Annotated in this window: 19 protein-coding genes and 2 pseudogenes; 9 read left to right on the top strand and 12 right to left on the bottom strand. The window is 67.2% G+C overall.

What is annotated here, in order from left to right:
- Positions 1-21: 21 nt before the first annotated feature.
- The 5 genes from araG to E9536_RS15340 all read right to left on the bottom strand — a co-directional run bounded on the left by araG (position 22) and on the right by E9536_RS15340 (position 6,473).
- Positions 22-1,581, bottom strand: coding sequence for an L-arabinose ABC transporter ATP-binding protein AraG (gene araG, locus E9536_RS15360; protein ID WP_136470111.1), 1,560 nt, complete (start codon positions 1,579-1,581; stop codon positions 22-24).
- 20 nt (positions 1,582-1,601) lie between these two features.
- Positions 1,602-2,615, bottom strand: a complete 1,014-nt coding sequence (locus tag E9536_RS15355; RefSeq protein WP_136470110.1) for an arabinose ABC transporter substrate-binding protein — start codon at positions 2,613-2,615, stop codon at positions 1,602-1,604.
- An 83-nt stretch (positions 2,616-2,698) separates the two neighbouring features.
- A complete protein-coding gene (locus E9536_RS15350) occupies positions 2,699-3,628 on the bottom strand; it encodes a Gfo/Idh/MocA family oxidoreductase (RefSeq protein WP_091920771.1) in 930 nt (309 codons plus the stop codon).
- 36 nt (positions 3,629-3,664) lie between these two features.
- Positions 3,665-4,594, bottom strand: coding sequence for a dihydrodipicolinate synthase family protein (locus E9536_RS15345; protein WP_136470109.1), 930 nt, complete (start codon positions 4,592-4,594; stop codon positions 3,665-3,667).
- Positions 4,595-4,721: 127 nt separating this feature from the next.
- The gene (locus E9536_RS15340; RefSeq protein ID WP_027790240.1) at positions 4,722-6,473 is read right to left on the bottom strand and encodes an IlvD/Edd family dehydratase; all 1,752 of its coding nucleotides are present in this window, start codon (positions 6,471-6,473) and stop codon (positions 4,722-4,724) included.
- A gap of 114 nt (positions 6,474-6,587) precedes the next feature.
- Here E9536_RS15340 and E9536_RS15335 point away from each other — a divergent pair, with 114 nt between their 5' ends.
- Positions 6,588-7,538, top strand: a complete 951-nt coding sequence (locus tag E9536_RS15335) for a LysR family transcriptional regulator (protein WP_027790239.1) — start codon at positions 6,588-6,590, stop codon at positions 7,536-7,538.
- Positions 7,539-7,608: 70 nt separating this feature from the next.
- Here E9536_RS15335 and E9536_RS15330 read toward each other — a convergent pair whose 3' ends face one another.
- Both E9536_RS15330 and E9536_RS15325 read right to left on the bottom strand, forming a co-directional pair.
- On the bottom strand, positions 7,609-8,253 hold the full coding sequence (locus E9536_RS15330; RefSeq protein WP_059693205.1) for a glutathione S-transferase family protein: 645 nt from the start codon (positions 8,251-8,253) through the stop codon (positions 7,609-7,611).
- A gap of 28 nt (positions 8,254-8,281) precedes the next feature.
- On the bottom strand, positions 8,282-8,758 hold the full coding sequence (locus E9536_RS15325) for an OsmC family protein (protein ID WP_136470108.1): 477 nt from the start codon (positions 8,756-8,758) through the stop codon (positions 8,282-8,284).
- A gap of 131 nt (positions 8,759-8,889) precedes the next feature.
- Here E9536_RS15325 and E9536_RS15320 point away from each other — a divergent pair, with 131 nt between their 5' ends.
- Positions 8,890-9,531 (top strand): GntR family transcriptional regulator, encoded by a 642-nt coding sequence (locus tag E9536_RS15320; protein WP_136470107.1) that lies wholly within the window; start codon positions 8,890-8,892, stop codon positions 9,529-9,531.
- A gap of 121 nt (positions 9,532-9,652) precedes the next feature.
- Here E9536_RS15320 and E9536_RS15315 read toward each other — a convergent pair whose 3' ends face one another.
- Positions 9,653-10,693: a LacI family DNA-binding transcriptional regulator gene (locus tag E9536_RS15315; protein ID WP_060174077.1), complete on the bottom strand. Its 1,041-nt coding sequence runs from the start codon at positions 10,691-10,693 to the stop codon at positions 9,653-9,655.
- A 189-nt stretch (positions 10,694-10,882) separates the two neighbouring features.
- Here E9536_RS15315 and ugpC point away from each other — a divergent pair, with 189 nt between their 5' ends.
- From ugpC to E9536_RS15290, 5 genes are all read left to right on the top strand, one after another.
- Positions 10,883-12,031, top strand: a complete 1,149-nt coding sequence (gene ugpC / locus E9536_RS15310) for a sn-glycerol-3-phosphate ABC transporter ATP-binding protein UgpC (protein ID WP_119337967.1) — start codon at positions 10,883-10,885, stop codon at positions 12,029-12,031.
- Positions 12,032-12,040: 9 nt separating this feature from the next.
- The gene (locus tag E9536_RS15305; protein ID WP_136470106.1) at positions 12,041-14,032 is read left to right on the top strand and encodes a beta-galactosidase; all 1,992 of its coding nucleotides are present in this window, start codon (positions 12,041-12,043) and stop codon (positions 14,030-14,032) included.
- Between the two features lie 66 nt (positions 14,033-14,098).
- Positions 14,099-15,358, top strand: a complete 1,260-nt coding sequence (locus E9536_RS15300; RefSeq protein WP_136470105.1) for an extracellular solute-binding protein — start codon at positions 14,099-14,101, stop codon at positions 15,356-15,358.
- Between the two features lie 193 nt (positions 15,359-15,551).
- Entirely contained in the window at positions 15,552-16,397 is an 846-nt protein-coding gene (locus E9536_RS15295; protein ID WP_155637984.1) for a sugar ABC transporter permease, read from the top strand.
- A 26-nt stretch (positions 16,398-16,423) separates the two neighbouring features.
- Complete coding sequence (locus E9536_RS15290; RefSeq protein ID WP_027790229.1) at positions 16,424-17,275, top strand: carbohydrate ABC transporter permease; 852 nt, start codon at positions 16,424-16,426, stop codon at positions 17,273-17,275.
- A gap of 211 nt (positions 17,276-17,486) precedes the next feature.
- Here E9536_RS15290 and E9536_RS15285 read toward each other — a convergent pair whose 3' ends face one another.
- The 4 genes and pseudogenes from E9536_RS15285 to glcC form a co-directional block, all read right to left on the bottom strand.
- A complete protein-coding gene (locus E9536_RS15285; protein ID WP_124838732.1) occupies positions 17,487-18,761 on the bottom strand; it encodes a tetratricopeptide repeat protein in 1,275 nt (424 codons plus the stop codon).
- Between the two features lie 186 nt (positions 18,762-18,947).
- Positions 18,948-19,245, bottom strand: a pseudogene (locus E9536_RS15280) (DEAD/DEAH box helicase); the annotation flags it as partial.
- Positions 19,246-19,280: 35 nt separating this feature from the next.
- A pseudogene (locus E9536_RS15275) lies at positions 19,281-19,715 on the bottom strand (DUF6306 domain-containing protein); the annotation flags it as partial.
- A 250-nt stretch (positions 19,716-19,965) separates the two neighbouring features.
- Positions 19,966-20,736 (bottom strand): transcriptional regulator GlcC, encoded by a 771-nt coding sequence (gene glcC, locus E9536_RS15270; protein WP_136470103.1) that lies wholly within the window; start codon positions 20,734-20,736, stop codon positions 19,966-19,968.
- A 230-nt stretch (positions 20,737-20,966) separates the two neighbouring features.
- Between glcC and glcD the strand changes: the two genes are divergently transcribed.
- Complete coding sequence (gene glcD, locus E9536_RS15265) at positions 20,967-22,466, top strand: glycolate oxidase subunit GlcD (protein WP_136470102.1); 1,500 nt, start codon at positions 20,967-20,969, stop codon at positions 22,464-22,466.
- Entirely contained in the window at positions 22,466-23,542 is a 1,077-nt protein-coding gene (gene glcE / locus E9536_RS15260; protein ID WP_136470101.1) for a glycolate oxidase subunit GlcE, read from the top strand. Before glcD ends, glcE begins: the two co-directional genes overlap by 1 nt.
- Positions 23,543-23,544: the final 2 nt, after the last annotated feature.

Raw genomic sequence — 23,544 nt, 5'->3', positions numbered from 1 at the left:
TTTCCGGTTGACTGCAGGCCGCTAGCGCGGCAGCGCGAGCTTGATCAGCACGTCGGGCGTCGCCTGCGCCTTCGCGACCTCGCCCGCGATCCGTCCTTCCTTCATCACGATGATCCGGTCCGACACGCCGATCACCTCGGCGAGGTCGCTCGACACGAGGATCACCGTGCGGCCCGCTTCCGCGAGTTCGTAGAACAGGTTGTAGATTTCCGCGCGCGCGCCGACGTCGATGCCGCGCGTCGGCTCGTCCATCAGGAACACGTCGATGCGCTCGGCCAGCCAGCGCGCGAGCACGACCTTCTGCTGGTTGCCGCCCGACAGCGCGCCGATCGGCGTGTCGCCGTCGCGGGTCTTGATCGCGAGCCGCTCGATATAGCGCTGCGCGAGTTCACGCTCGCGCCGCCCGTCGAGCAGCACGCGCGCCGGGCTGAAATGCCGGCGCGCGCTGATGTTCAGGTTGTCGGCCACCGACGCGATCGCGACGATGCCTTCCTGCTTGCGGTCTTCCGGGCACAGCGCGAGGCCGGCGCGCACCGCGTCGCGCGGGCTCCCGAACGCGACCCGCCGCCCGTTCAGCTCGACGTGCCCCGCGCTCGGGCGCGCGGCGCCGTACAGCAGCTTCATCAGCTCCGAGCGGCCCGCGCCGACCAGCCCGAAGAAGCCGACGATCTCGCCGCGCCGCGCGGTGAACGACACGGGCTCGGCGAGCCCGGGCCCCGCCAGCCCCTTCGCCTCGATCAGCACGTCGCCGGGCGTGCGCGGCCGGTAGCCGTACACGTCCTCGATCGAGCGGCCGACCATGCAGCCGATCAGCCGGTCGCGATCGAGATCGGCCACGGATTCGAACGTCTCGATGCGACGGCCGTCGCGGAACACGGTCACGCGGTCGCACAGTTCATACACTTCCTCCATCCGGTGCGTGACGTAGATGATCGCGCGGCCTTCCGCGCGCAGTGCGCGGATGATCCGGAACAGTTGCGCGGTCTCGCGCGCGGACAGCGAACTCGTCGGTTCGTCGAACGCGATCACGCGCGCATCGCGCATCAGCGCCTTGCCGATCTCGATCATCTGGCGCTGGCCGATCGACAGATACTTCACCGGAATGCCCGGATCGATGTGCTCGCCGAGCCGCTCCAGCGCATCGAGCGCGCGCACGGCAAGCGCGCGTTCGTCGACCACGCCGAGCCGGCTCGGCAGTTGCCCGAGCATCAGGTTTTCCGCGACCGTCAGCTCGGGCACGAGATGCAGTTCCTGGTAGATGATCGCGATGCCGGCCTCCAGCGCCGCGCGCGTCGACGCGAAGTGCTGCACCGCGCCGTTCAGCGTCAGCGTGCCGGCCTGCGGCTGGTTCACGCCGGACAGCACCTTCAGCAGCGTCGACTTCCCCGCGCCGTTCTCGCCCATCAGCCCGTGCACTTCGCCCGCGCGCACCGACAGCGACACGGCGTCGAGCGCGCGCACGCCCGGGAACGTCACCGTGATGCCGTCGAGCGCGAGCAGCGCCGCGTCCGGCCTCGCCACGCCGGCTGCGCCGGCGGCCGTGCTGCCGGCGGATACGGTCGTCATCGTCTGCGTCGTCATCGCTTGCTCGCCCCGCACGCTCAGATGCCGAGTTCGGCGCGCACGGCCTGCCAGTTCGCGCGCGTCATCAGCTTGCCGCTCGTCTGCGTGTCGGCCGGCGGCGTCTTGCCGTTGCGAATCCAGTCGACGAGGTTCTGCGTGCTGTCCTTGCCGTGGTTCGTCGAGCTGACGGCGATCGTCCCGTAGAAGCCGGTCGGCTCCTTCTTCTGGAATTCGGCGAACGCCTCGCCGGCACCGTTGATGCCGACGCCGATCACGTCGGCGGCCGGAATATGCAGCTGTTCGGTCGCGCGCACCGCGCCGAGCACGGTTTCCTCGTTCAGCGCGTAGATTACCCACTTCTTGATGTTCGGATGCCGCGCGAGCACCGGCGCGGCCGCGCTGAAGCCGCCTTCGTCGTCGGTCGTCTTCTGCGGTGCATCGAAGATGTTCTCCTGGCGGAAGCCGTTCGCGAGCAGCGCCTGCGTCGCGCCGTCGGTGCGCAGCTTCGCGGTCGGCAGCTCGTAGTTCGTGATCCGCAGCGCGCCGACTTCCTCGGGTTTCCAGCCGCGTCGCTTCATCTCGTCGGAAATCGCCTGGCCGACCTGGTTGCCGATCTTGGTCGCCGACATCCCGAGGTGCGGCACGTTCGACAGCGGCTTGCCGGTCGAATCGACGAGCTGGTCGTCGACGGTCACGAACTTCATGTTGTAGCGCTTCGCACGCGCGGCGATCGCCGGCCCGAGGCGCACGTCGGGCGCGCAGATCACGAAGCCCTGCGCGCCTTGTGAACCGAGGTTGTCGATCGCGGCCAGCACCTTCTCGCCGTCGGGCGTGCCGATCTTCACGACCGAGAAATTCTCTTTCTGGCCGAGCGCGGACGCCGCGTTCTGCTCGTTGATGAACCAAGCCTGCTCGGGCATCTTCACTAGGAAGCCGATCTTCAGCGGCGCGTCGGCGCGCGCGGCGCCCTGCATGCCGAGCGGCGCGATGCACAGCGCGGCGAGCAGCGCGCGCAGGGTGTGTCGGCGAATCGTTTGGGTCGTGCGGTTCATGCGGTGTCTCCTTGATGTCGGCTTGTGCCGTAATGATTCGTCGTGCGCGATCGCGCCGCAGCGCGCCCGCATAGTCAGCGCAGTCAGCGTCCGAACGCGTCGGTCTGCACGCGCCGGCCGAACAGGAACGCATCGGCGACGAGCCGCAGCGGCCGCACGTCGACGTCGCTTTCACCCCGCGCGATCAGCGCATGGAAGTGCGCATACAGCGCCGGATACTCGCGTTCGGGCCCGATCTCGACCGGCTCGCCCGCAATCGACAGTTGCGCGCCGCCGCGGCTGATCGCGAGCACGCCGTCGGCCGTGTCGACCGCGATTTCCCATTGCTCGACCGGGCCGTGCCGCCAGTCGAATTCCGCGCGCACGGGCACGCCATCGGTATCCGTGCAATCGAGTTCGGCGGCGATCGGCGTCTGCACGTCGCTCGGCACGATGAGCGTCGCCTCGCGCAGCACGAGCTCGCGCGGCAGGATCCGCGTGACGATCGACAGCGCGTTGATGCCCGGATCGAACACGCCGAGGCCGCCCGGTTCCCAGATCCATTGCTGCCCCGGGTGCCAGCGCCGCACGTCCTCCTTCCAGCGCACCTGCACCGCGCGGATCGTGCGGGTCGCGAGCCACGCGCGCGCGGGCTCCACCGCGCTCGCGCAGCGCGAATGCCACGTGGCGAACAACGTGAGCCCGCGCTCGCGCGCGAGCGCGTCCAGCACGGCCACTTCGCCGAGCGTCGCGCCCGGCGGCTTCTCGAGCATCACGTGCTTGCCGGCCTCGAGCGCGGCGCGCGCCTGCGCGTAGCGCACCTGCGGCGGCGCGCACAGCGACACGGCGTCGAGCTCGCGCTCGGTGGCCAGCAGCGCGCGCAGGTCGCGATAGTTGCGCACGCCGGCGACTTCCGCATGGCGGCTCGCGCATGCGGTCAGCTTGAAGCCCGGTTCGGCGTCGATCGCCGGCAGATGCTGGTCGCGCGCGATCTTGCCGACGCCGACGATACCCAGCGAAACCTGATCACTCATCGTGCATGCCTCCTTCGCGAATCGTTCGGTGGTCGTTCAGTGCGCCCAGCGCAGCACGAGCGGATCGAGCTGGCGCGCGATCGCGAGCAGTTCCGCGCGCGTGTCCGGATGCAGTTCCGGCATCGGATGCCGTGGCCGCTCGCACGCGATCACGCCGCCTTCGCGCATCAGCGCCTTCGCGGTGAGGATCCCGGACTGGCGGTTCTCGTGATTGATCAGCGGCAGCCACGCCTGATAGCGCTCGAAAGCGTCGTCGTGGCGCCCTTCGCGCCAGGCTTCGAGAATCGGCCGGATGCCGTCCGGAAACCCGCCGCCCGTCATCGCGCCGGTCGCGCCGGCATGGAGGTCGGCGAGCAGCGTGATCGCCTCCTCGCCGTCCCACGGCCCCTCGATCGCGTCGCCGCCGAGCCGGATCAGTTCGCGCAGCTTGTTCGCCGCCCCGGGCGTCTCGATCTTGAAGTACGCGACCTGCTCGATCTCGCGCGCCATCCGTGCGAGGAACGGGGCGGACAGCACCGTGCCGCTCGCGGGCGCATCCTGGATCATGATCGGGATGTCGATCGCGTCCGAAACGCGTGCATAGAAATCGAAGATCTGCGCTTCCGGCACGCGGAACGTCGCGCCGTGATAAGGCGGCATCGCCATCACCATCGCCGCGCCGAGCTGCTGCGCGCACAGGCTGCGCGCCGCGCACACCTGCGTGCCGTAGTGCGACGTCGTGACGATCACCGGCACGCGGCCCGCGACGTGTTCGAGGATCGTGCGCGTGAGCACGTCGCGTTCGTCGTCGGTGATCGCGAACTGCTCGGAGAAATTCGCGAGGATGCACAGCCCGTCGGAACCCGCGTCGATCATGAAATCGACCGCGCGTTTCTGGCTCGCGAGGTCGAGCTCGCCGGTGTCGGTGAAGGTCGTCGGGACGACGGGGAAGATGCCGCGATAGCGCGGCGTGCTGCTCGATGTCATGGTTCGCGTCCTGCTTCGGCGTCGGTGGCGACCGCCGTCATGCGTTCACGGTTTCACGAAGCGGGCCCGGGCGGGCCCGCAACCGGCTGCGGCGCGCGTTTGTGGCACCTCTCGCGCCGCCTGCCGCTCAATGCGAATGGCTCGGCACGTCCGCGCCGCGCGTGCCGACCAGGAAGTCGAGGTCGCACCCCTCGTCGGCCTGCAGCACGTGATCGATGTACAGCCGTGCGTAGCCGCCCTTGCCGAGCTGCCCGGCCACGCCCGGCGCCGCGGTCGGATCGACGTCCGACAGGCGGCGCTGCAGTTCGTCATCCGGAATGTCGAGATGCAGCGTGCCGGCCTCGCAGTCGAGCTCGATCCAGTCGCCGTTGCGCACGGCCGCGAGCGGCCCGCCGGCGGCGGCCTCCGGCGCCACATGCAGCACGACCGTGCCGTACGCGGTGCCGCTCATCCGCGCGTCGGAAATCCGCACCATGTCCTTCACGCCCTGGCGCAGCAGCTTCGGCGGCAGCCCCATGTTGCCGACCTCGGCCATCCCCGGATAACCGCGCGGCCCGCAGTTCTTCAGCACGAGCACCGAGCTGGCGTCGACGTCGAGCGCCTCGTCGTTGATCGTCGCCTTGTAGTGGTCGAGGTTCTCGAACACGACCGCGCGGCCGCGATGCTTCAGCAGCTCGGGGCTCGCCGCCGACGGCTTCAGCACCGCGCCGCGCGGCGCGAGGTTGCCGCGCAGGATGCAGATGCCGCCGTCCGCGATCAGCGGCCGGTCGAGCGGGCGAATCACTTCGTCGTCGTAGTTCGGCGCTTCGCGCACGTTGTCCCACAGCGACTTGCCGTTCACCGTCAGCGCGTCCGGGTGCGGCAGCAGCCCGCCTTCGCCGAGCCGGCGCAGCACGGCCGGCAGCCCGCCCGCGTAATAGAACTCTTCCATCAGGAAGCGCCCCGACGGCATCAGGTCGACGATCGTCGGCGTGTCGCGGCCGATGCGCATCCAGTCCTCCAGTTCGAGCGGCACGCCGATGCGTCCGGCGATCGCCTTCAGGTGGATCACCGCATTCGTCGAGCCGCCGATCGCCGCATTCGCGCGGATCGCGTTCTCGAACGCCGCGCGCGTGAGGACCTTCGACAGCACCAGCCCTTCGAGCGCCATCTCGACGATGCGGATGCCGGACATGTGCGCGAGCACGTAGCGGCGCGAATCGACGGCCGGGATCGCCGCGTTGTGCGGCAGCGCGACGCCGAGCGCCTCGGCCATGCACGCCATTGTCGACGCGGTGCCCATCGTGTTGCAGGTGCCGGCCGAGCGCGACATCCCGGCTTCGGCCGACAGGAAGTGATGCAGGTCGATCTCGCCGGCCTTCAGTGATTCATGCAGCTGCCACACGGCCGTGCCGGAGCCGATGTTCCTGCCTTCGAGCTTGCCGTTCAGCATCGGCCCGCCCGACACGACGATCGCCGGCACGTCGCAGCTCGCCGCGCCCATCAGCAGCGCAGGTGTCGTCTTGTCGCAGCCGGCGAGCAGCACGACCGCGTCGATCGGATTGCCGCGGATCGCTTCCTCGACGTCCATCGATGCAAGGTTGCGCGTGAGCATCGCCGACGGGCGCAGGTTCGATTCGCCGTTCGAGAACACCGGGAACTCGACCGGGAAGCCGCCCGCTTCGAAGATCCCGCGCTTCACGTGCTCGGCGAGCTTGCGGAAGTGCGCGTTGCACGGCGTCAGTTCGGACCACGTGTTGCAGATGCCGATGATCGGACGGCCATCGAACTCGTGATCGGGAATGCCCTGATTCTTCATCCAGCTCCGGTACATGAAGCCGTTCTTGTCGTTCGTGCCGAACCATTGGGCGGAGCGCAGCCTGGGTTTTGTTGCCGACATCGTCAGTCCTGTGGTGACGGGATACCGGCGCAGTCTAGGCAGAATTTTGATAACTGGCTAATGACGTTTTTGGCGATTACGATATCGATTCCGATATCGATATAAACCCGTACGATGCCCGAAGCCAGCCCGTGGGGAAACCGCGGCCGCCTGAAGACGCGCCAGCTTCTGCTGGTCGTCGCGCTTGCCGACGAAGGCAGCATTCACCGCGCGGCGGCCGCGCTGAACATGACGCAGCCGGCCGCGTCGAAGCTGCTGCGCGAACTCGAGGAATCGATCGGTGCGGTGCTGTTCGAACGCCTGCCGCGCGGGATGCGGCCGACGCTGTACGGCGACGCGCTGATCCGTCACGCGCGCGCGGCGCTCGGCAGCCTCGACCAGGCGCACGAGGAACTGGCCGCGCTGAAGGCCGGCCATCTCGGCCACGTGGCGGTGGGGGCGATCACGTCGCCGGGCTTGCGGCTCGTGCCGCCGGCCGTGGCCGCGGTGAAGGGCACGCATGCGGGCCTGCACGTATCGGTCGAGATCGACACCAGCAACGTGCTGCTCGAACATCTCGCGCAGGACAAGATCGACATCGTGGTCGGCCGGCTTTCCGCCGAACACGACAAGCTGCGGCTGCGCTACGAGCCGCTGACCGGCGAGTCGGTGGCGGCCGTCGTGCGGACCGGCCATCCGCTGCTCGCGCAGGCGCCGCTGGCGCTCGCGGACGTGCAGCGCGCCGCGTGGGTCGTGCCGCCGGCCGGCAGCGTGCTGCGCCATCGCTTCGAGCTCGTGTTCCAGCGCGCGAGCCTCGCGCCGCCGGCGAACCTCGTCGAGACGTCCGCGCTGCTGTTCATCACGCAACTGCTCGAACAGAGCGACATGATCGCGGTGCTGGCCGAGGACGTAGCGCGCTACTACGCGCGGCACGGGATCGTCACGGTGCTGCCGCTGGAGATGGATTGCCGGATGGACGATTTCGGGATCATCACGCGCACCGACCGGCTGCATTCGCCGGCCGTCGCGGTGATGGTGGATGCGATTCGGGTGGCGGCGCGGGGGGTTTATGGCGTCGTGCCGTAACGGCGCAGCTTCATCGGCGCTCCCGGAGCACGTGCGCGCCGGCTGACGCGCGCGTGGCCCGGGTCGAGCGTCACACCCAGGGCGGCGCGATCCCTTCGGTCTGCAGCGCCCGCTGGATCGCCGGGCGCGCGAGCACCCGCTGCAGATAACCGCCGAGTACCGGGCGCTGTCGCGCCGGTTCGGCAAAGCCGCGGGTCCAGCGGCACAGCATCAGCGCATATGGATCGAGCACCGAGTAATGCGCGCCGAGCAGCCAGGGGCCGCCGCTCGTTTCCAGTTGACGGTCGAGCTGATCGAGCAGCGCCGCGATTTTCGCCTCCGCGTGCGCCTTCACCTGCGCGGCACCAGCCGAGTTGCCCACGTCGACCCAGCGCTCCGGATAGAAATACGCGATCAACGTCGCCTGGAGCGTGTTGGTGAGCCACATCAGCCATTTGTAGCACTGTGCACGTTCCGGGGTGCCGAGTTCGGGCGCCAGCCGCTTCTCGGGATGCGTATCGGCGAGATGCAGGCAAATGGCGGCGGCCTCGTACAGCACCAGGTCGCCGTCGATCAGTACCGGAATGAGCCCGTTCGGATTGAGCGCGAGGTAGTCCGGCGACTTGTGTCGATCGTGCGTGCGGTCGACGTATTCAAGCTCGAACGGCTGGCCGATTTCCTCGAGCACGAAGTGCGGCGCCATGCTGGCGTTGCCGGGGTAGTAGAAAAGCTTCATCGTCGATTTCGTCCGGCGGGTGTCGGCGTCATGCCGCGGCGAATTCGATCGTGGGTTCGCAGCGGATCGGAAAATTGACCGAGTTCGCGATATAGCACTTCGCGTGCGCATCATGATGCAGATGTTCAGCCCGCTCGCGATCGTCGCCGGCCTGGATCGTCACGTGCGGGCGCAGCACGATTTCCGTGAAGCGGCCCGGCTCGTCACGGTCGACCATCGTGCCTTCCGCGTCGTCGACATAAGCGAGCACGCGAATGCCCGCTTCGGAGCACAGGTGCAGGTACCAGAGCTTGTGACACGCCGATGCCGACGCCAGCAACAGGTCCTCGGGGTTCCAGCGCGACGCGTCGCCCCGAAACGCCGGGTCCGACGAACCGGGAATATCCGGCTTGGAACCGGCCCGGATCACGTGATCGCGGCCGTACTCGCGATACCCCGACGTGCCGGTGCCGAGATTGCCCGTCCACGCGACTGCGACGCGATACTTGTGTTCACCAGATGCCATCTCGCTCTCCATTGATGTGGGTTGCTTCGACCGGGCAGGATTTCGTCGTACGGGGCCCGCCTGCGTTCGCCATTTTGGCACCGGATTTTCGTTTGGTATACCATTATTCCAAATTGACGGAACACACAGGCATGGAAGCCAAACTCGATTCCACGGCGGACGCGGTCGCCACCTCGTTGCGCGACATGATCATCAACGGCGAGTTCGAAGCGGGCGAACGGCTCGTCGAGCGCGACCTCGCCGACCGGTTCGGCATCAGCCGGATTCCGATGCGCGAGGCCATCCAGCGCCTGGAGCGCGAAGGGTTGCTGGACATCTTCAGGAATCGCGGCGCCGTCGTGCGCATGCTGGGCGCATCGGACGTGCAGGAAATCTACGACCTGCGCGTGCTGCTCGAAGGCGACGCGATCTACCGAAGCGTGAAGCGGCTCGACGACGAGACGCTCGCGCGTGCCGAACTCGTCCATCGCCTGCTCGGCGATACGGCCGTGCCGCGCCGGCAGGGCGAACTGAACCGCGAATTCCATGCGTTGCTGTATTCGTGCTGCGGCAACGCACGGCAATTGAAGACGATCGCGGAGCTGCGCAGCCAGGTCGAACGGTACGAGCGCCTGCAGGCCACGCTGCTCGCCGATACGCCGTCGTTCCAGGTCGAGCACGAGGAGATCCTGCAGGCGTGCCGCGAACGCAATGCGCGTGCCGCTCGGTCGATGACGGTCGCGCATCTCGAATCGGCCAGGCGCATCGTGATGGGGCTCGTCGAAGGCGACTGAAGCCGGCGCTGCGCGTGCCGCCTGCTGCACCGTGCGCGGGCCGGGCCGGTCTTGTCCTGCCTTGTCGAGTCGCGCCGATCGCGGCGGCACCCTCCGTCGCGACGTTCAACACATCGATACGTCAAATCGACCGCGTCGCGCTCCCGCCGGGCGCGCGGCCGGTCGTCCCGCGCACCACCAGTTTCGGCAGCGACGCGATCCGCACGCGCGACGCAGCGCTGCTGCGCTCGCCCGCGTCGCGTAGCGCATTGAGCAATTCGACCGCGAGCCCGGCGGCCTCGGCGGTCGGGATCGCAACGGTCGTCAGCGTGGGGCGCGTGTCGCTGGCCAGGTGAATGTCGGTGATCCCGACGATCGACAGATCGTCCGGCACACGCCGGCCGCGATCGGCCGCCGCATGCATCGCCCCGATCGCCGGCAGGTCGTTGGTCGCGACCAGCGCGGTCAGCCGCGGATGCGCGTCGAGCAGTCGACCCGCCGCGCGCACGCCGCCTTCGATCGAATCGGGTTCCGCCGCGACGATCGACGCATCGAGCCCGGCTTCACGCATCACGTCGACGAAGCCGTCGTAGCGCGCCGCCTGCACGCCGCTCGCCGACCCGCCGACGATCACGCCGATCCGCTCGTGGCCCAGCTCGAGCAAGTGCCGCGTCGCGATCCGCCCCGCCTCCCTAAAATCGATCGCCACGCACGGCAATCCGTCGGGCGGCGCCTCCGGCCGCTCCCACAGGCACAGCACGACCGGCACACCGCGCGCCGCCACGTCGAGCAGATCGGGCAGATGCAGGTTCGCGTTGGTCACGAGAATCCCTTCGGAGATCGTGCCGGCAATCTGGTCGAGATACGCGCGCCCTTGCAGCGGGTCTTCATTCGTATTGCAGACGATCAGGAACTGTCCGTTGCGGCGCACCGCGCGCTCGACCGCCAGCGCGAACTCCGGGTAGAACGGGTTCGCGATGCTCGACACCATCAGCGCGACCGTCGGCGCGCGCCCTTCCGCCAGCGCACGCGCCGCGAGATGCGGCCGATACCCGAGCGCCTCCACGGCTTCCAGCACCCGAGCACGCGTCGCCTCGCCGACCCGGCCGCGCTCGCGCAGCACGTTCGACACGGTCGCGGCCGTCACGCCGGCGCGGCGCGCCACTTCATCCAGGGTTGCCATCGTTTGCTCACTATATGAGACGTCTATCCAGTATTTGCTTCGCTCACCGAAGCGGCGCACTATCGCCGCACACCCTGCCGCCCGACCGACGGGCGCGACTCGGCCGCGATCGCATCGCCTCTTTTTTTGATCGCGATGATTAAGCGCTTAATCAACGACGATGGCGCATTAAAACATGGAGCGGAGACAATGGCGAGCATCTCGATGCGGCGCGTGCAGAAAGCCTACGGCGATCACGCACCGGTCATTCGCGACGTCGATCTGGAGATCGGCGCGCACGAGTTCTGCGTGTTCCTCGGGCCGTCCGGATGCGGCAAGTCGACGTTGCTGCGGATGATCGCCGGGCTCGAGGACCTGAGCGCGGGCGAGCTGTCGATCGACGGCCGCCGCGTCGACGACGTGCCGGCCGCCGAACGCGGCGTCGCGATGGTGTTCCAGAGCTACGCGCTGTTTCCGCACATGACGGTCTACGAGAACATGGCGTTCGGGCTGAAGCTCGCGCGCGTGCCGAAAGCCGAGATCGACCGGAAAGTGCGCGATGCCGCGCGCATCCTGCAGCTCGACACGCTGCTCGAGCGCAAGCCGAAGGCGCTGTCGGGCGGCCAGCGGCAGCGCGTCGCGATCGGCCGCGCGATCGTGCGCGAGCCCGGCGTGTTCCTGTTCGACGAGCCGCTGTCGAATCTCGACGCCGCGCTGCGCGGCCAGACCCGCATCGAGATCGCGCGGCTGCACCGCCAGTTCGAACGCGCGAGCGTCGTCTACGTGACGCACGACCAGACCGAAGCGATGACGCTCGCCGACAAGATCGTGCTGCTGCACGCCGGTGCCGACACCGCGCAGCACGGCAGCATCGCGCAGGTCGGGGCGCCGCTCGACCTCTACCACCACCCGGCCAGCCGCTTCGTCGCGGGCTTCATCGGCTCGCCGCGGATGAACTTCCTGCCGGCCGTCGTCACGGCGTGCGATGCCCGTCGCACGGCCGTCACGCTCACGCCGTCCGGCGAAACCTTCACGCTGCCGCGCGACGGCTCGGCGCTCGGCGCCGGCGCCGCCGTGACGCTCGGCATTCGCCCCGAACACCTGACGCTCGGCGCCGCGCACGACGCCACGACACTCGCACGCGACGTCGCGCTCGTCGAACGCCTGGGCGAACAGACCTACGTGCACCTCGACCAGCCCGGCGGCCACTCGCTGATCGCGAAGGTGCCCGGCGACGCGCAGGTGCGCAGCGGCGAACGCGTGCTCGTGCATGCACCGGCCGCGGCCTGCCATCTCTTCACCGAAGACGGCCGCGCGGTGCCCGCGTGCGCCGACGTCCACGTTCACCACTACGCATAAGGATCGGGCATGCGCCTCGGAGTCTGTTACTACCCGGAACACTGGCCGGAATCGATGTGGGCCGACGATGCCCGCAGGATGAAAGCGCTCGGCATCGAGCAGGTGCGGATCGCCGAATTCGCGTGGAGCCGTATCGAGCCGTCGCCGGGCGAATACGACTGGGGCTGGCTCGATCGGGCGGTCGACGTGCTCGGCGCGGCCGGCCTCGAGATCGTGATGTGCACGCCGACCGCGACGCCGCCGAAATGGCTGGTCGACCGCCATCCGGACATCCTCGCGATCGGCGCCGACGGCCGGCCGCGCGCGTTCGGCTCGCGCCGCCACTACGACTTCTCGTCGCCGACCTATCTCGAGGCGTCGCGCCAGATCTGCACGGCGGTCGCCGAGCGCTACGGCCGGCACCCGGCCGTGCGCTACTGGCAGACCGACAACGAGCTGGGCTGCCACCAGACCGTCGTCAGCTATTCGCCGGCCGCGCTCGTGCGATTCCGTGCGTGGCTGAAGGCGCGCTACGGCACGATCGACGCGCTGAACCGCGCGTGGGGAACCGTGTTCTGGAGCATGGAGTATCGCCATTTCGACGAGGTCGATGCGCCCGTCGGCACCGTGACCGAAGCGCACCCGTCGCATCGCCTCGACTACCGGCGCTTCGCGTCGGACGAAGTCGCGCGCTATCACCGGATGCAGGTCGACGTGATCCGCGCGCACTCGCCGGGCCGGCCCGTCGCACACAACTTCATGCAGCTGTTCACCGAGTTCGACCATTACGAAGTGGCGCGCGACCTCGACGTCGCGACGTGGGACAGCTATCCGCTCGGCGCGCTCGAGGAGCAATGGTTCGCGCCCGACGTGAAGGCGCGCTGGCTGCGCACCGGCCATCCCGATTTCGCGTCGTTCAATCACGACCTCTATCGCGGCATGTCGAAGCTGCCGTTCTGGGTGATGGAGCAGCAGCCGGGCCCCGTGAACTGGGCGCAGTGGAACCCCGCGCCGCTGCCCGGCATGGTGCGCCTGTGGAGCTGGGAGGCGTTCGCGCACGGCGCCGGTTGCGTGTCGTACTTCCGCTGGCGTCAGGCGCCGTTCGCGCAGGAGCAGATGCATGCGGGTCTCAATACGCCGGACAACCGGCTCGACGAAGGCGGCCGCGAGGCGCAGCGTGTCGCGCGCGAGATCGCGGCCATACGCGACGCAGGTGCCGATGCCGACCCGAACGGCGCGGTGCGTGCCCCCGTCGCGCTCGTGTTCGACTACGAAGCGAAGTGGCTGTTCGAAGTGCAGCCGCAAGGCGCCGATTTCCACTACCCGCGCTTCGCGTTCGAGTACTACGCGGCGCTGCGTTCGCTCGGCCTCGACGTCGACATCGTTTCCGCGCACGCGCCGCTCGACGGCTACCGGCTCGTCGTCGTGCCGCCGCTGCCGGTCGTCCCGGACGATTTCGCCGCGCGGCTCGCGGCCTCGGGCGCGCACGCCGTGTTCGGGCCGCGCACCGGCTCGAAGACCGTCGACCTGCAGATTCCGCCGACGCTGCCGCCCGGCCCGCTCGCATCGAGCCTGCCGGTGCGCGTATGGCGCGTCGAATCGCTGCGGCCGAACGTGACTGAGCGGATCGACGGCACGCTGTGCGACGGTACGCCGCTCGCGGGCCATGCGCGCCACTGGCGCGACTTCGTCGAGCTTCACGACGACACGCGCGGCGTCGTGCGCGCGCGCTTCGCCGACGGTCACCCGGCCTGCGTGTCGCACGGCACGCTGCACTACTGGGCCGCGCTGTTCGACGACGCGACCACCGCCCGGCTGTTCGCCGATGTCGCGGCCGAAGCCGGCCTCACGCCGACGCCGCTCGGCGACGGCGTGCGCGTGAGCCGGCGCGGCGGCCTGACTTACGTTTTCAACTATGGCGACACGCCGCACACGATCGACGCGGTACCGCCGTCGGCGTTCGTGCTCGGCACCGCGCAAGTCGGGCCGCAAGACGTGGCCGTGTATCGAAGCCGTTCGTAGCACCCCGACACCGGCGCCGCGATGCGCCGGTCACGCACAAGACGACACACAGGAATGGAGACACGCATGACACATCGCCCCCTTCGCCTCGCCGCCCGGCTCGCCACGGCCGCCGCCGTCGCACTGGCATCGCTCGGCACGACGGCGCCCGCCGATGCCGGCACGCTGACGATCAACATCGCGTTCAAGGGCGCCAGCCAGCGCGCGGTCTGGCAGTCGACGCTCGACGCGTTCCACAAGGCGCATCCCGACATCGACGTGAAGGCGACCTTCGTCGACGAGGAAGCGTACAAGGTGCAGCTCCCCGCCTGGCTCACGACCGTCGCGCCGGACGTCGTGAACTGGCACGCCGGCGAGCGGATGGCGTACTACGCGAAGCGCGGGCTGTTCGAGGACCTGAGCGGCGACTGGGCGAAGAACGGCTGGGGCGCGATGTATGCATCGACGCGCGACGCATCGTCGTACAACGGCAAGCAGTACGCGGCACCGACCGTCTACTACTCGTGGGGGCTGTTCTACCGCAAGGACCTGTTCCGCAAGGTCGGCATCGCCGACGAGCCGAAGACGTGGGACCAGTTTCTCGACGCGTGCAAGAAGCTGAAGGCGGCCGGCATCACGCCGGTCGCGCTCGGCGGCCGCGACGCGTGGACGCTCGCCGGCTGGTTCGACTATCTCGACCTGCGCCTGAACGGCAACGCGTTCCACCAGCAGCTGATGGCGGGCGACGTGCCGTACACCGACCCGCGCGTGAAGAAGGTCTACACGACGTGGAAGTCGCTGATCGACGCGGGCTACTTCATCGACAACGCGCTGTCCTACGATCTCGACGGCGCCCAGCCGTTCCTGTTCCAGGGCAAGGCCGCGATGATGCTGATGGGCACCTTCATCGCGGCGGGTTTTCCGCCTTACGTGAAGCAGGAAATGGGCTACTACCGTTTCCCGATCATCGACCCGAAGGTGCCGACCGCCGAGGATGGCCCGGTCGAATCGCTGCATATCCCGACGAAGGCGAAGAACAAGGCCGACGCGCACACGTTCCTCGCGTTCGTCGAAACTCCCGAGATGGGCGCGAAGCTCGCGGAAGGCCTCGGTTCGCTGTCGGCCAACAGCAAGTCGCCCGAGCCGGCCGACCCGGTCTCGCGCATCGGCTTCCGGATCCTTGCCGACACGAAGGGCGGCGTCGCGCAGTTCTACGACCGCGACATGACGAAGGAAATGGCCGACGAGGGGATGAAGGGCATGCAGCAGTTCCTCGCAAATCCGGCGCAGCTCGATACGGTGCTCGCGCAGCTCGAACAGACCCGCAAGCGGATCTACAAGAAGTAACGCCGTGACCCGCGCGGCGGTACTCCGCCGCTGCGGCTGCCCCATCGTTCGCTCGTTCAGGAGCCCTGCCGTGTCCAGTCCGATTTCGTCCCGACACCTCGAGCCGCCCGCCGCGCCGCCGGAACCGTCGAACCCTCGCGCGCCCGCCGCGGTTGCCGCGGTTGCATCACCCGCGCGCCGCCCGTCGCCCGCCGTGCGGCGGCAACGGCGCGCCGCGTGGCTGTTTCTCGCGCCGGCCTGCGCGATGGTTGCCGTCTATGTGATCTGGCCGATCCTGTCGACGCTGTGGCTGAGCCTATACAACTGGGACGGGATGACCGAGCGCACGTTCGTCGGTCTCGCGAACTATGCGGAGCTGCTGCAAGCGCCGACGTTCTACACGGCGCTGCGCAACAACGTGATCTGGCTCGCGCTCTTCATGCTCGCGCCGCCGCTCGGCCTCGCGCTCGCGCTGTACCTGAACCAGGCGGTCGCCGGCATCCGGCTCGTGAAGTCGCTGTTCTTCGCGCCGTTCGTGCTGTCGGGTGTGGTCGTCGGCCTGATCTTCTCGTGGTTCTACGATCCGACGTTCGGGCTGCTCGCGCTGATCGCCGGACACGGCATCCCGGTGCTCGGCGACGCGCGCTACGCGACGTTCGGCATCGTGTTCGCCGCGCTGTGGCCGCAAACCGCGTACTGCATGATCCTGTACCTCACCGGCCTCACGTCGCTCAATCCGGAACAGATCGAAGCCGCTCGCATGGAAGGCGCGCGCGGCTTCGCGCTGCTGTGGCACGTGGTGCTGCCGCAACTGCGGCCGACCACCTTCATGGCGATCGTCGTCACGGTGATCGGTGCGCTGCGCAGCTTCGACCTGATCTCGGTGATGACGAGCGGCGGCCCGTTCGAGAGCTCGACCGTGCTTGCGTATTACATGTACGACCAGGCGATCAAGTACTACCGGCTCGGCTATTCCGCGTCGATCGCGGTCGTGCTGTTCGCGATCATGCTCGTCTACATCGTGTTCCAGTTGCGCCGCCTGCTGCGCAACGAGCAGTGACCTGACCTTCCGGGGATGCCTTCATCATGTTTCCGACACCCGTTGCCCAATGGAAGCCGGTATCGCGCCGGCTGTACAAGCTGTCGCTGCCCGTCGCGCTCGTGATCTGGCTGCTGCCGATGATCGCGGTGTTCGTCACGTCGGTGCGCTCGACCGAGGAACTCGTCGAAGGCCACTACTGGGGCTGGCCGCGGCACTTCTCGATGATCGAGAACTATCGCGATGCACTGACCACGTCGCCGATGCTGCATTACTTCTGGAACAGCGTGCAGATCACGGTGCCGTCCGTGCTTGGCTCGATCGCGCTCGCGGCGATGGCGGGCTTTGCGCTTGCGACCTACAAGTTTCGCGGGAGCACGGCGCTGTTCGGCACGTTCGTCGCGGGTAATTTCGTGCCGGTGCAGGTGCTGATGATTCCGGTGCGGGACTTGTCGCTCAGGCTCGGCGTGTTCAATACGGTCGAGGCGCTGATCCTGTTTCATGTCGCGTTCCAGACCGGGTTCTGCACGCTGTTCCTGCGCAACTTCATCAAGCAACTGCCGTTCGAGCTGATCGAGGCGGCGCGGATCGAAGGGGCGGGGGAATGGACGGTGTTCTGGCGGATCGTGTTGCCGTTGATCCGGCCCGCGCTGGCTGCGCTGGCGATTCTTGTGTTTACGTTCGTGTGGAATGACTACTTCTGGGCGCTGTGTCTCACGCAAGGGGATGAGGCTGCGCCGATCACGGCAGGGGTTGCCGCGTTGAAGGGGCAATGGACGACGTCGTGGAACCTCGTGTCGGCCGGGTCGATCCTGGCGGCGTTACCGTCCGTCGCGATGTTCTTCGCGATGCAGAAGCATTTTGTGGCGGGGCTGACGTTCGGGGCGACCAAAGGCTGAACGCGCGCAGCCCTGCGTATTCGTATCTCCCCCCTCCGCATCGAGAGGTTGCCCGCTTCGGCGGGCTTTTTTATCTTCGCGGATCGGGATGGATGTCGCCAAACGATCTGCAAGCGACCGCCAGGTTTCACGACGACGGTCACCTGGTGACTGCGCAAGCGCCCAACAGCAAATGCGGCCTTCGGTGACTCACACCCCATCCCGGCTTTAATTACGGTGACGCGACGAAATTCTTTATCGATTGTATTTCGAATTTCGCCAAATCATATTCAGCCCACGAAACCGGACATAGCGAAACAGCCGTTTCGAAATTTCTCGTTGCATCCTCCATTTTGCCGGCCATCATATTCGCTTCCCCGATATAAGTCTCGGCTTCACATTGACGCGTCCCAGGAGGCCCGTCATCACCCTTGGCCGCTGCCACCCTGAGTTGGTCGGCATCTATTTTCGACAGGAAGTAATCGATGATCGGGCGAGGCCAGGATTCCTGATTCCGCAAGCTCGAAGATTCGCCGTCCAGGCTCACCCGATCATCCACGCCGTGCCGTTGCGATGCCAGATGCTTCCAGATCAGCATGTATGCAACATCTTCGGAACTGCTGTTTTCCCTGTTGTTGTCCAGCCATGCATTGGCTCCACGCAATGCGGCCGCATAATTCTTTGTATAGAAATTCAGCTTTACGTCTTTCAAGACAGCATCCCAATCTCGCGGATCGAGTTGCAGCGCCTTGTTCAAATTTCGGCGGGAGTCGTCATACCTTCCCATCGACATATACACCTGGCCGAGATTCACGTAGGTCGTCGACGCATTTTTATCCGCGGCCAGCGACTCGTTCAATTTGTCGATGGCGACCTGATACAACCCCATATCCGCGAAAGCCATTGCATAACTGTCTTTTGCGTCGATGCTCCCAGGGTCGAGCTCCAACGCCTTTTTCAGGTCCAGGAGAGCATGATCGAAATCCAGCATTAATTTATAAGAACCCGCCCTGTGTACATAGGCGCCCGGATCCGATGGATCAATATTAATTGCCCCCGTAAAGGCGACTACGGATTTTTCATACTTGTTCGACAAGGAGTATCCAAGACCCGCGAACCTGTAAAGATAGGATGCAAGCTTATAATTTTTTCCCTCGTCGTTTATTATTTTTGCCGCAACCAAGGCGTCATCCGCGGAATTTTCCCGCTCGTGGATCTTGTCGTATGCAAGACTTCTCCCTACCAGCGCGTCAAGAAGAAGCGGGTGCAAGTTCAGTGCTGCGGTGTAATAGCTGATGGCTAGCGGGTAATTTCGGGCCTTTTCTGCTGCCTGCCCACGTTGAGCGAGCGTGACAGCTGTCTGTTGCGCGCTTGTTGAATCGACCGTCGCCGATACGAGCGAGGGGTCGGTGGTTGCCGTTTTGCCAGGCTCGCTAGCCAATACCTCGGTCATCGGGACCGAAATCAACAACATTGCCGAGACAACGGATAGAAGCGATCGATTCATGGGTCGGTTGTAATTATTCAGCGCGTGGGTCAAGCAGCGTACGTGGCATCCGGCGGCGGCGATGATCGACAGAGAATGCCGCCGCCCGCCGGATAGTATCGATTATTACGCGATGGCCGCGAATGGGGGCCCAGCCCGTCTCGGCACAAGCACCGTTGCCGCGCAATCACAGTCGGAGCCCGCTTCTTCGAGGCCCTTGCCGGACTCGACGAAGCTTTGCAGTTCTTGTTCGGCCGGTTCACGCGCAGGCGCCGGCAAGAGCGCGGTTGCTCGACACCGCCGGGCCGTGTCGGACGAGGCGTTGCAGCAGCGGCAGCGCAAAACCCGCCGTTTTGCCCGTGCCGTTTTCGGCCGCGGCCATGACGTACTCGCCACTCGGCACCGCAGGAATCGCCTCGACCCGCACCGTCTCAGGTGTCTGGTAATCGAGGTCCTGCAGATGACGCAGCAGAGGCTCGATCAGGCCAAGCGAGGCAAATGACATGGACGTATTCCGGGCTGAAACCGCAATCCTGGCGATTACGGCGCAGGTTGCGCCCCGTCCGCTCCGCCGCGCAGCCGCACATCGACCGCCCCGATATTCTTCTCGTGCGCCACCAGCATCAACGACAGTGCGTGATGCATGTCCCGATCGGCGAGCGTCGGAAGCAGCGTCTGCAGCTTGCGGACCACCCAGCGCTGGCCACGATTCAGGAACGCCATCCGCTCCGCCAGATCGTCGATCGCCATCGCCTTCTCGTAGAACACGCCGGTCGCGCGCGTCGGTTCCGCATCGAGCGACCGAATCGCATCGACGAGCACGCTGCACCAGTGCGCGTCATCCTGGCGAATATGGGCGATCAGCCGATGCAGTTCAGGATCGTCGCTCACCTCGACGACCATTTCGGAAGCGACACGCGCGACCGCGCGCTCGGCCTCCAGCAACTCGTCGAGCGTCGCCAGCAGCGCAGCGCGGTCTTCATGCGGAGTCAGGTCGGCGCGGGCGTCAGGCCCGCCGTCATGCGTCGGCATCGACATGCAGCATCCCCCTGTCAGGATCGATGGCGTAATACGTGCGACGGTACACGGCGCGTGTTGCACGAACGTGCAAATCAGGGCGTGCCTCGTGCCAGATACATCGCATCATGATGCAATAACCATTCAAACCGCATCGTCGACGCACGTCGCTTGATGGATGTCATGGCACGAACACACCGGCGCCTGCTCACGTCCACCCTTCAAGCCGCAACGTCGACCGCACGAGCCGCTGCTCCTCCTGCTCGATCTCCCTCAGATATTCGACGCACTGGCGGATATGCTCGCTCGCCGCCTTGCGCGCCTGCTCGGGCAGCCGCCCGGTCACCGCGTTATAGAGCCGCGCATGCTGGCGATCGATCTGCTTCTTCAACGGCTCGCGGTGATAGAGGTTGTTCACCGACGCAAACACCGAACTCAGCAGCAGATCCGTCAGCGACTGCAACGTATTCACGAGCACCGGGTTATGCGACGCCTCGCAAATCGCGAGATGAAACGCGTGATCGAGCTTCGCGCGCGCGGCCGGGTCGAGATCCTGCGCATCGGCCGCGGTCATCTCGTCGTAGCGACGCTTGATCAGGATGAAATCGGCAGACGTTCCGCGCAGCGCCGCCAGTCGCGCGGCCTCCGTCTCGAGCATCCCGCGCACTTCGAACAGGTCGTACAGCGTGCGCGGCTGCGAGCCGAGCAGGTGCATCATCGGCGAGACTTCGCGCTGCGGGGTCAGGCTCGCGACGAACGAGCCCTTGCCGTGCGTCGTCTCGATGATCCCGCGCGCACGCAGCAACTTCATCCCTTCGCGCACGGCCGTGCGCGACACGCCGAGCTTCTCGGTCAGCCGCCGTTCGGACGGCAACGCCTGCCCGGCCTTCAGCACGCCGTCGACGATCAATTGCTCGATCCGCTCGGCGACGACATCGGCGACATTGCGCGCCGGCGCTTGTCGATCGTGCATTTCCATACTGGTATGACCACTTTGGACGGATGTAGCCGATTTTCTCATAAACCCTTGTCGTGACTGGCTTTTACGTCAATACCCATCCTAGTTTCAGGGCACGCCTCGAAAAACTGGTATGACCACGCCCGCGACGTATGGACACGCACCGGCCGGCCGCCAAGAATGCCGTCCATCCGGCGCGTCGCGCATCCCGCGGCCGCCCGCATGGTGAAGAGTGGAGACGGAGACACACGATGAGTTTCACCTACGACGAACGGATCGACGGCCCGCTGGCGACCGTCGGCCGCGACACACTCGTCGCCGCACTGCACGCGGCGGCGCCCGGCCTCGACGTGCTGCATGAGCGCGAAGCGCTCAAGCCGTTCGAATGCGACGGCCTCGCCGCCTATCGCACGGTACCGCTCGCGGTCGTGCTGCCCGACACGGTCGAGCAGGTGCGCGCGGTGCTGCGCGTCGCCGCCGCGCTCGGCGTGCCGGTGGTCGCGCGCGGCGCGGGAACCGGGCTGTCGGGCGGCGCGATGCCGCTCGAAAAGGGCCTCCTGCTCGTGATGGCGAAGTTCAACCGGATTCTCGACATCGACCCCGATGCCGGCGTCGCGCGCGTGCAGCCCGGCGTGCGCAACCTCGCGATCTCGCAGGCAGCCGCGCCGCACGGCCTCTACTACGCACCCGATCCGTCGTCGCAGATCGCGTGCTCGATCGGCGGCAACGTCGCCGAAAACGCGGGCGGCGTGCACTGCCTGAAATACGGGCTCACGGTGCACAACATCCTGAAGGTCGAGATCCTGACGATCGACGGCGATACGCTGACGCTCGGCACCGACGCGCTCGACGCCCCCGGCTTCGACCTGCTCGCATTGTTCACCGGCTCGGAAGGAATGCTCGGCATCGTCACCGAAGTGACCGTGAAGCTGCTGCCGAAGCCGCCGAGCGTGAAGGTGCTGATGGCGAGCTTCGACGACGTCGCCGAAGCCGGTGCCGCCGTCGCGCGGATCATCGGCGCGGGCGTGATCCCCGGCGGCCTCGAGATGATGGACAACCTCGCGATCCGCGCGGCCGAGGATTTCATCCACGCGGGCTATCCGGTCGACGCGCAGGCGATCCTGCTGTGCGAACTCGACGGCTCGCCCGCCGACGTCGACGAAGATGCCGAACGGGTCGCCACGCTGCTGCGCGATGCCGGTGCATCGGAGATCCGTGTCGCGCGCGACGAGGCGGAGCGCCAACGCTTCTGGGCCGGTCGCAAGAACGCGTTCCCCGCGGTCGGCCGCATGTCGCCCGACTACTACTGCATGGACGGCACGATCCCGCGCCGCGAGCTGCCGCGCGTTCTCGAAGGAATCGCCGCGCTGTCCGCCGAATACGGGCTGCCGGTCGCGAACGTGTTCCACGCGGGCGACGGCAACATGCACCCGCTGATCCTGTTCGACGCGAACCGCCCCGGCGAACTCGACCGCGCGGAAGCGCTGGGTGGAAAGATCCTCGAGCTGTGCGTCGCGGCGGGCGGCAGCATCACCGGCGAGCACGGCATCGGGCGCGAGAAGATCAACCAGATGTGCGTGCAGTTCAACGCCGACGAAATCACGTTCTTCCACGCGGTGAAGGCCGCGTTCGATCCGCAGGGCCTGCTCAATCCCGGCAAGAACATCCCGACGCTGCACCGCTGCGCCGAATTCGGCGCGATGCACATCCATCACGGCAAGCTGCCGTTTCCCGAACTGGAGCGTTTCTGATGCGACGCGAAATCGAATCGATCGACGACAGCGCGGCACTCGTCGCCCAGGTCGACGCGGCGATCCACGACCGCCAGCCGCTGCACATTCGCGGCGCCGGCACCAAGGCGTTCCTCGGGCGCCCAGTCGAAGGCCGCACGCTCGACGTGCGCACGCATCGCGGCGTCGTGTCCTATGACCCGACCGAACTCGTCGTCACCGCGCGCGCGGGCACGCCGCTCGCCGACCTCGAGGCGATGCTCGATTCGGCCGGCCAGATGCTGCCGTGCGAGCCGCCGTCGTTCGGCGGCGCGGCCACGGTCGGCGGCATGGTCGCGGCGGCGCTGTCGGGCCCGCGCCGCCCGTGGGCTGGCGCGGTACGCGACTTCGTGCTCGGCTGCCGCGTGATCACTGGCCACGCGAAACACCTGCGCTTCGGCGGCGAGGTGATGAAGAACGTCGCGGGCTACGACGTGTCGCGGTTGCTCGCGGGCAGCTTCGGCTGTCTCGGCGTCGTGACCGAGGTGTCGCTGAAGGTGCTGCCGAAGCCCCGTGCGACGTGCGATCTCGCGTTGCCGCTCGCGGTGGACGAAGCCGTGCAGCGCGTCGCCGCATGGCGGCGCGCGGGGCTGCCGCTCGCGGGCGCCTGCCACGCGGACGGCGTGCTGCGCGTGCGGATCGAAGGCGGCGAGGGCTCGGTGAAGGCCGCGCGCGACACGATCGGCGGCGACTGCATGGACGACCATGACGATGCGTTCTGGGCACGGCTGCGCGACCTTGCGCTGCCGTTCTTCGACGACCCGCGCCCGCTGTGGCGCGTGTCGGTGCCGGCCGCCGCGCCGCTCGACGCCCTGCCCGGCGCGCTGCTGGCCGACTGGGGCGGCGCACAGCGCTGGCTGAAGAGCGATGCCGCACCGGCCGACGTGCAGCGGCTCGCCGCGCAATGGGGCGGGCACGCGACCTGCTTCACGCCGGGCACGACGCTCGAGCCGTTCCAGCCGCTGCCGCCCGCGCTGCTGCGCGTGCACCGCCAGCTCAAGGCACAGCTCGACCCGCATGCGATTTTCAATCCCGGCCGCCTGTACGCCGATTTCTGACG

The organism is Burkholderia sp. LS-044 (assembly GCF_004803625.1).
GTDB lineage: Bacteria > Pseudomonadota > Gammaproteobacteria > Burkholderiales > Burkholderiaceae > Burkholderia > Burkholderia cepacia.
Note: the sequence above shows the minus strand (reverse complement) of the source record. Positions and strands in the feature narration are given on the sequence as shown.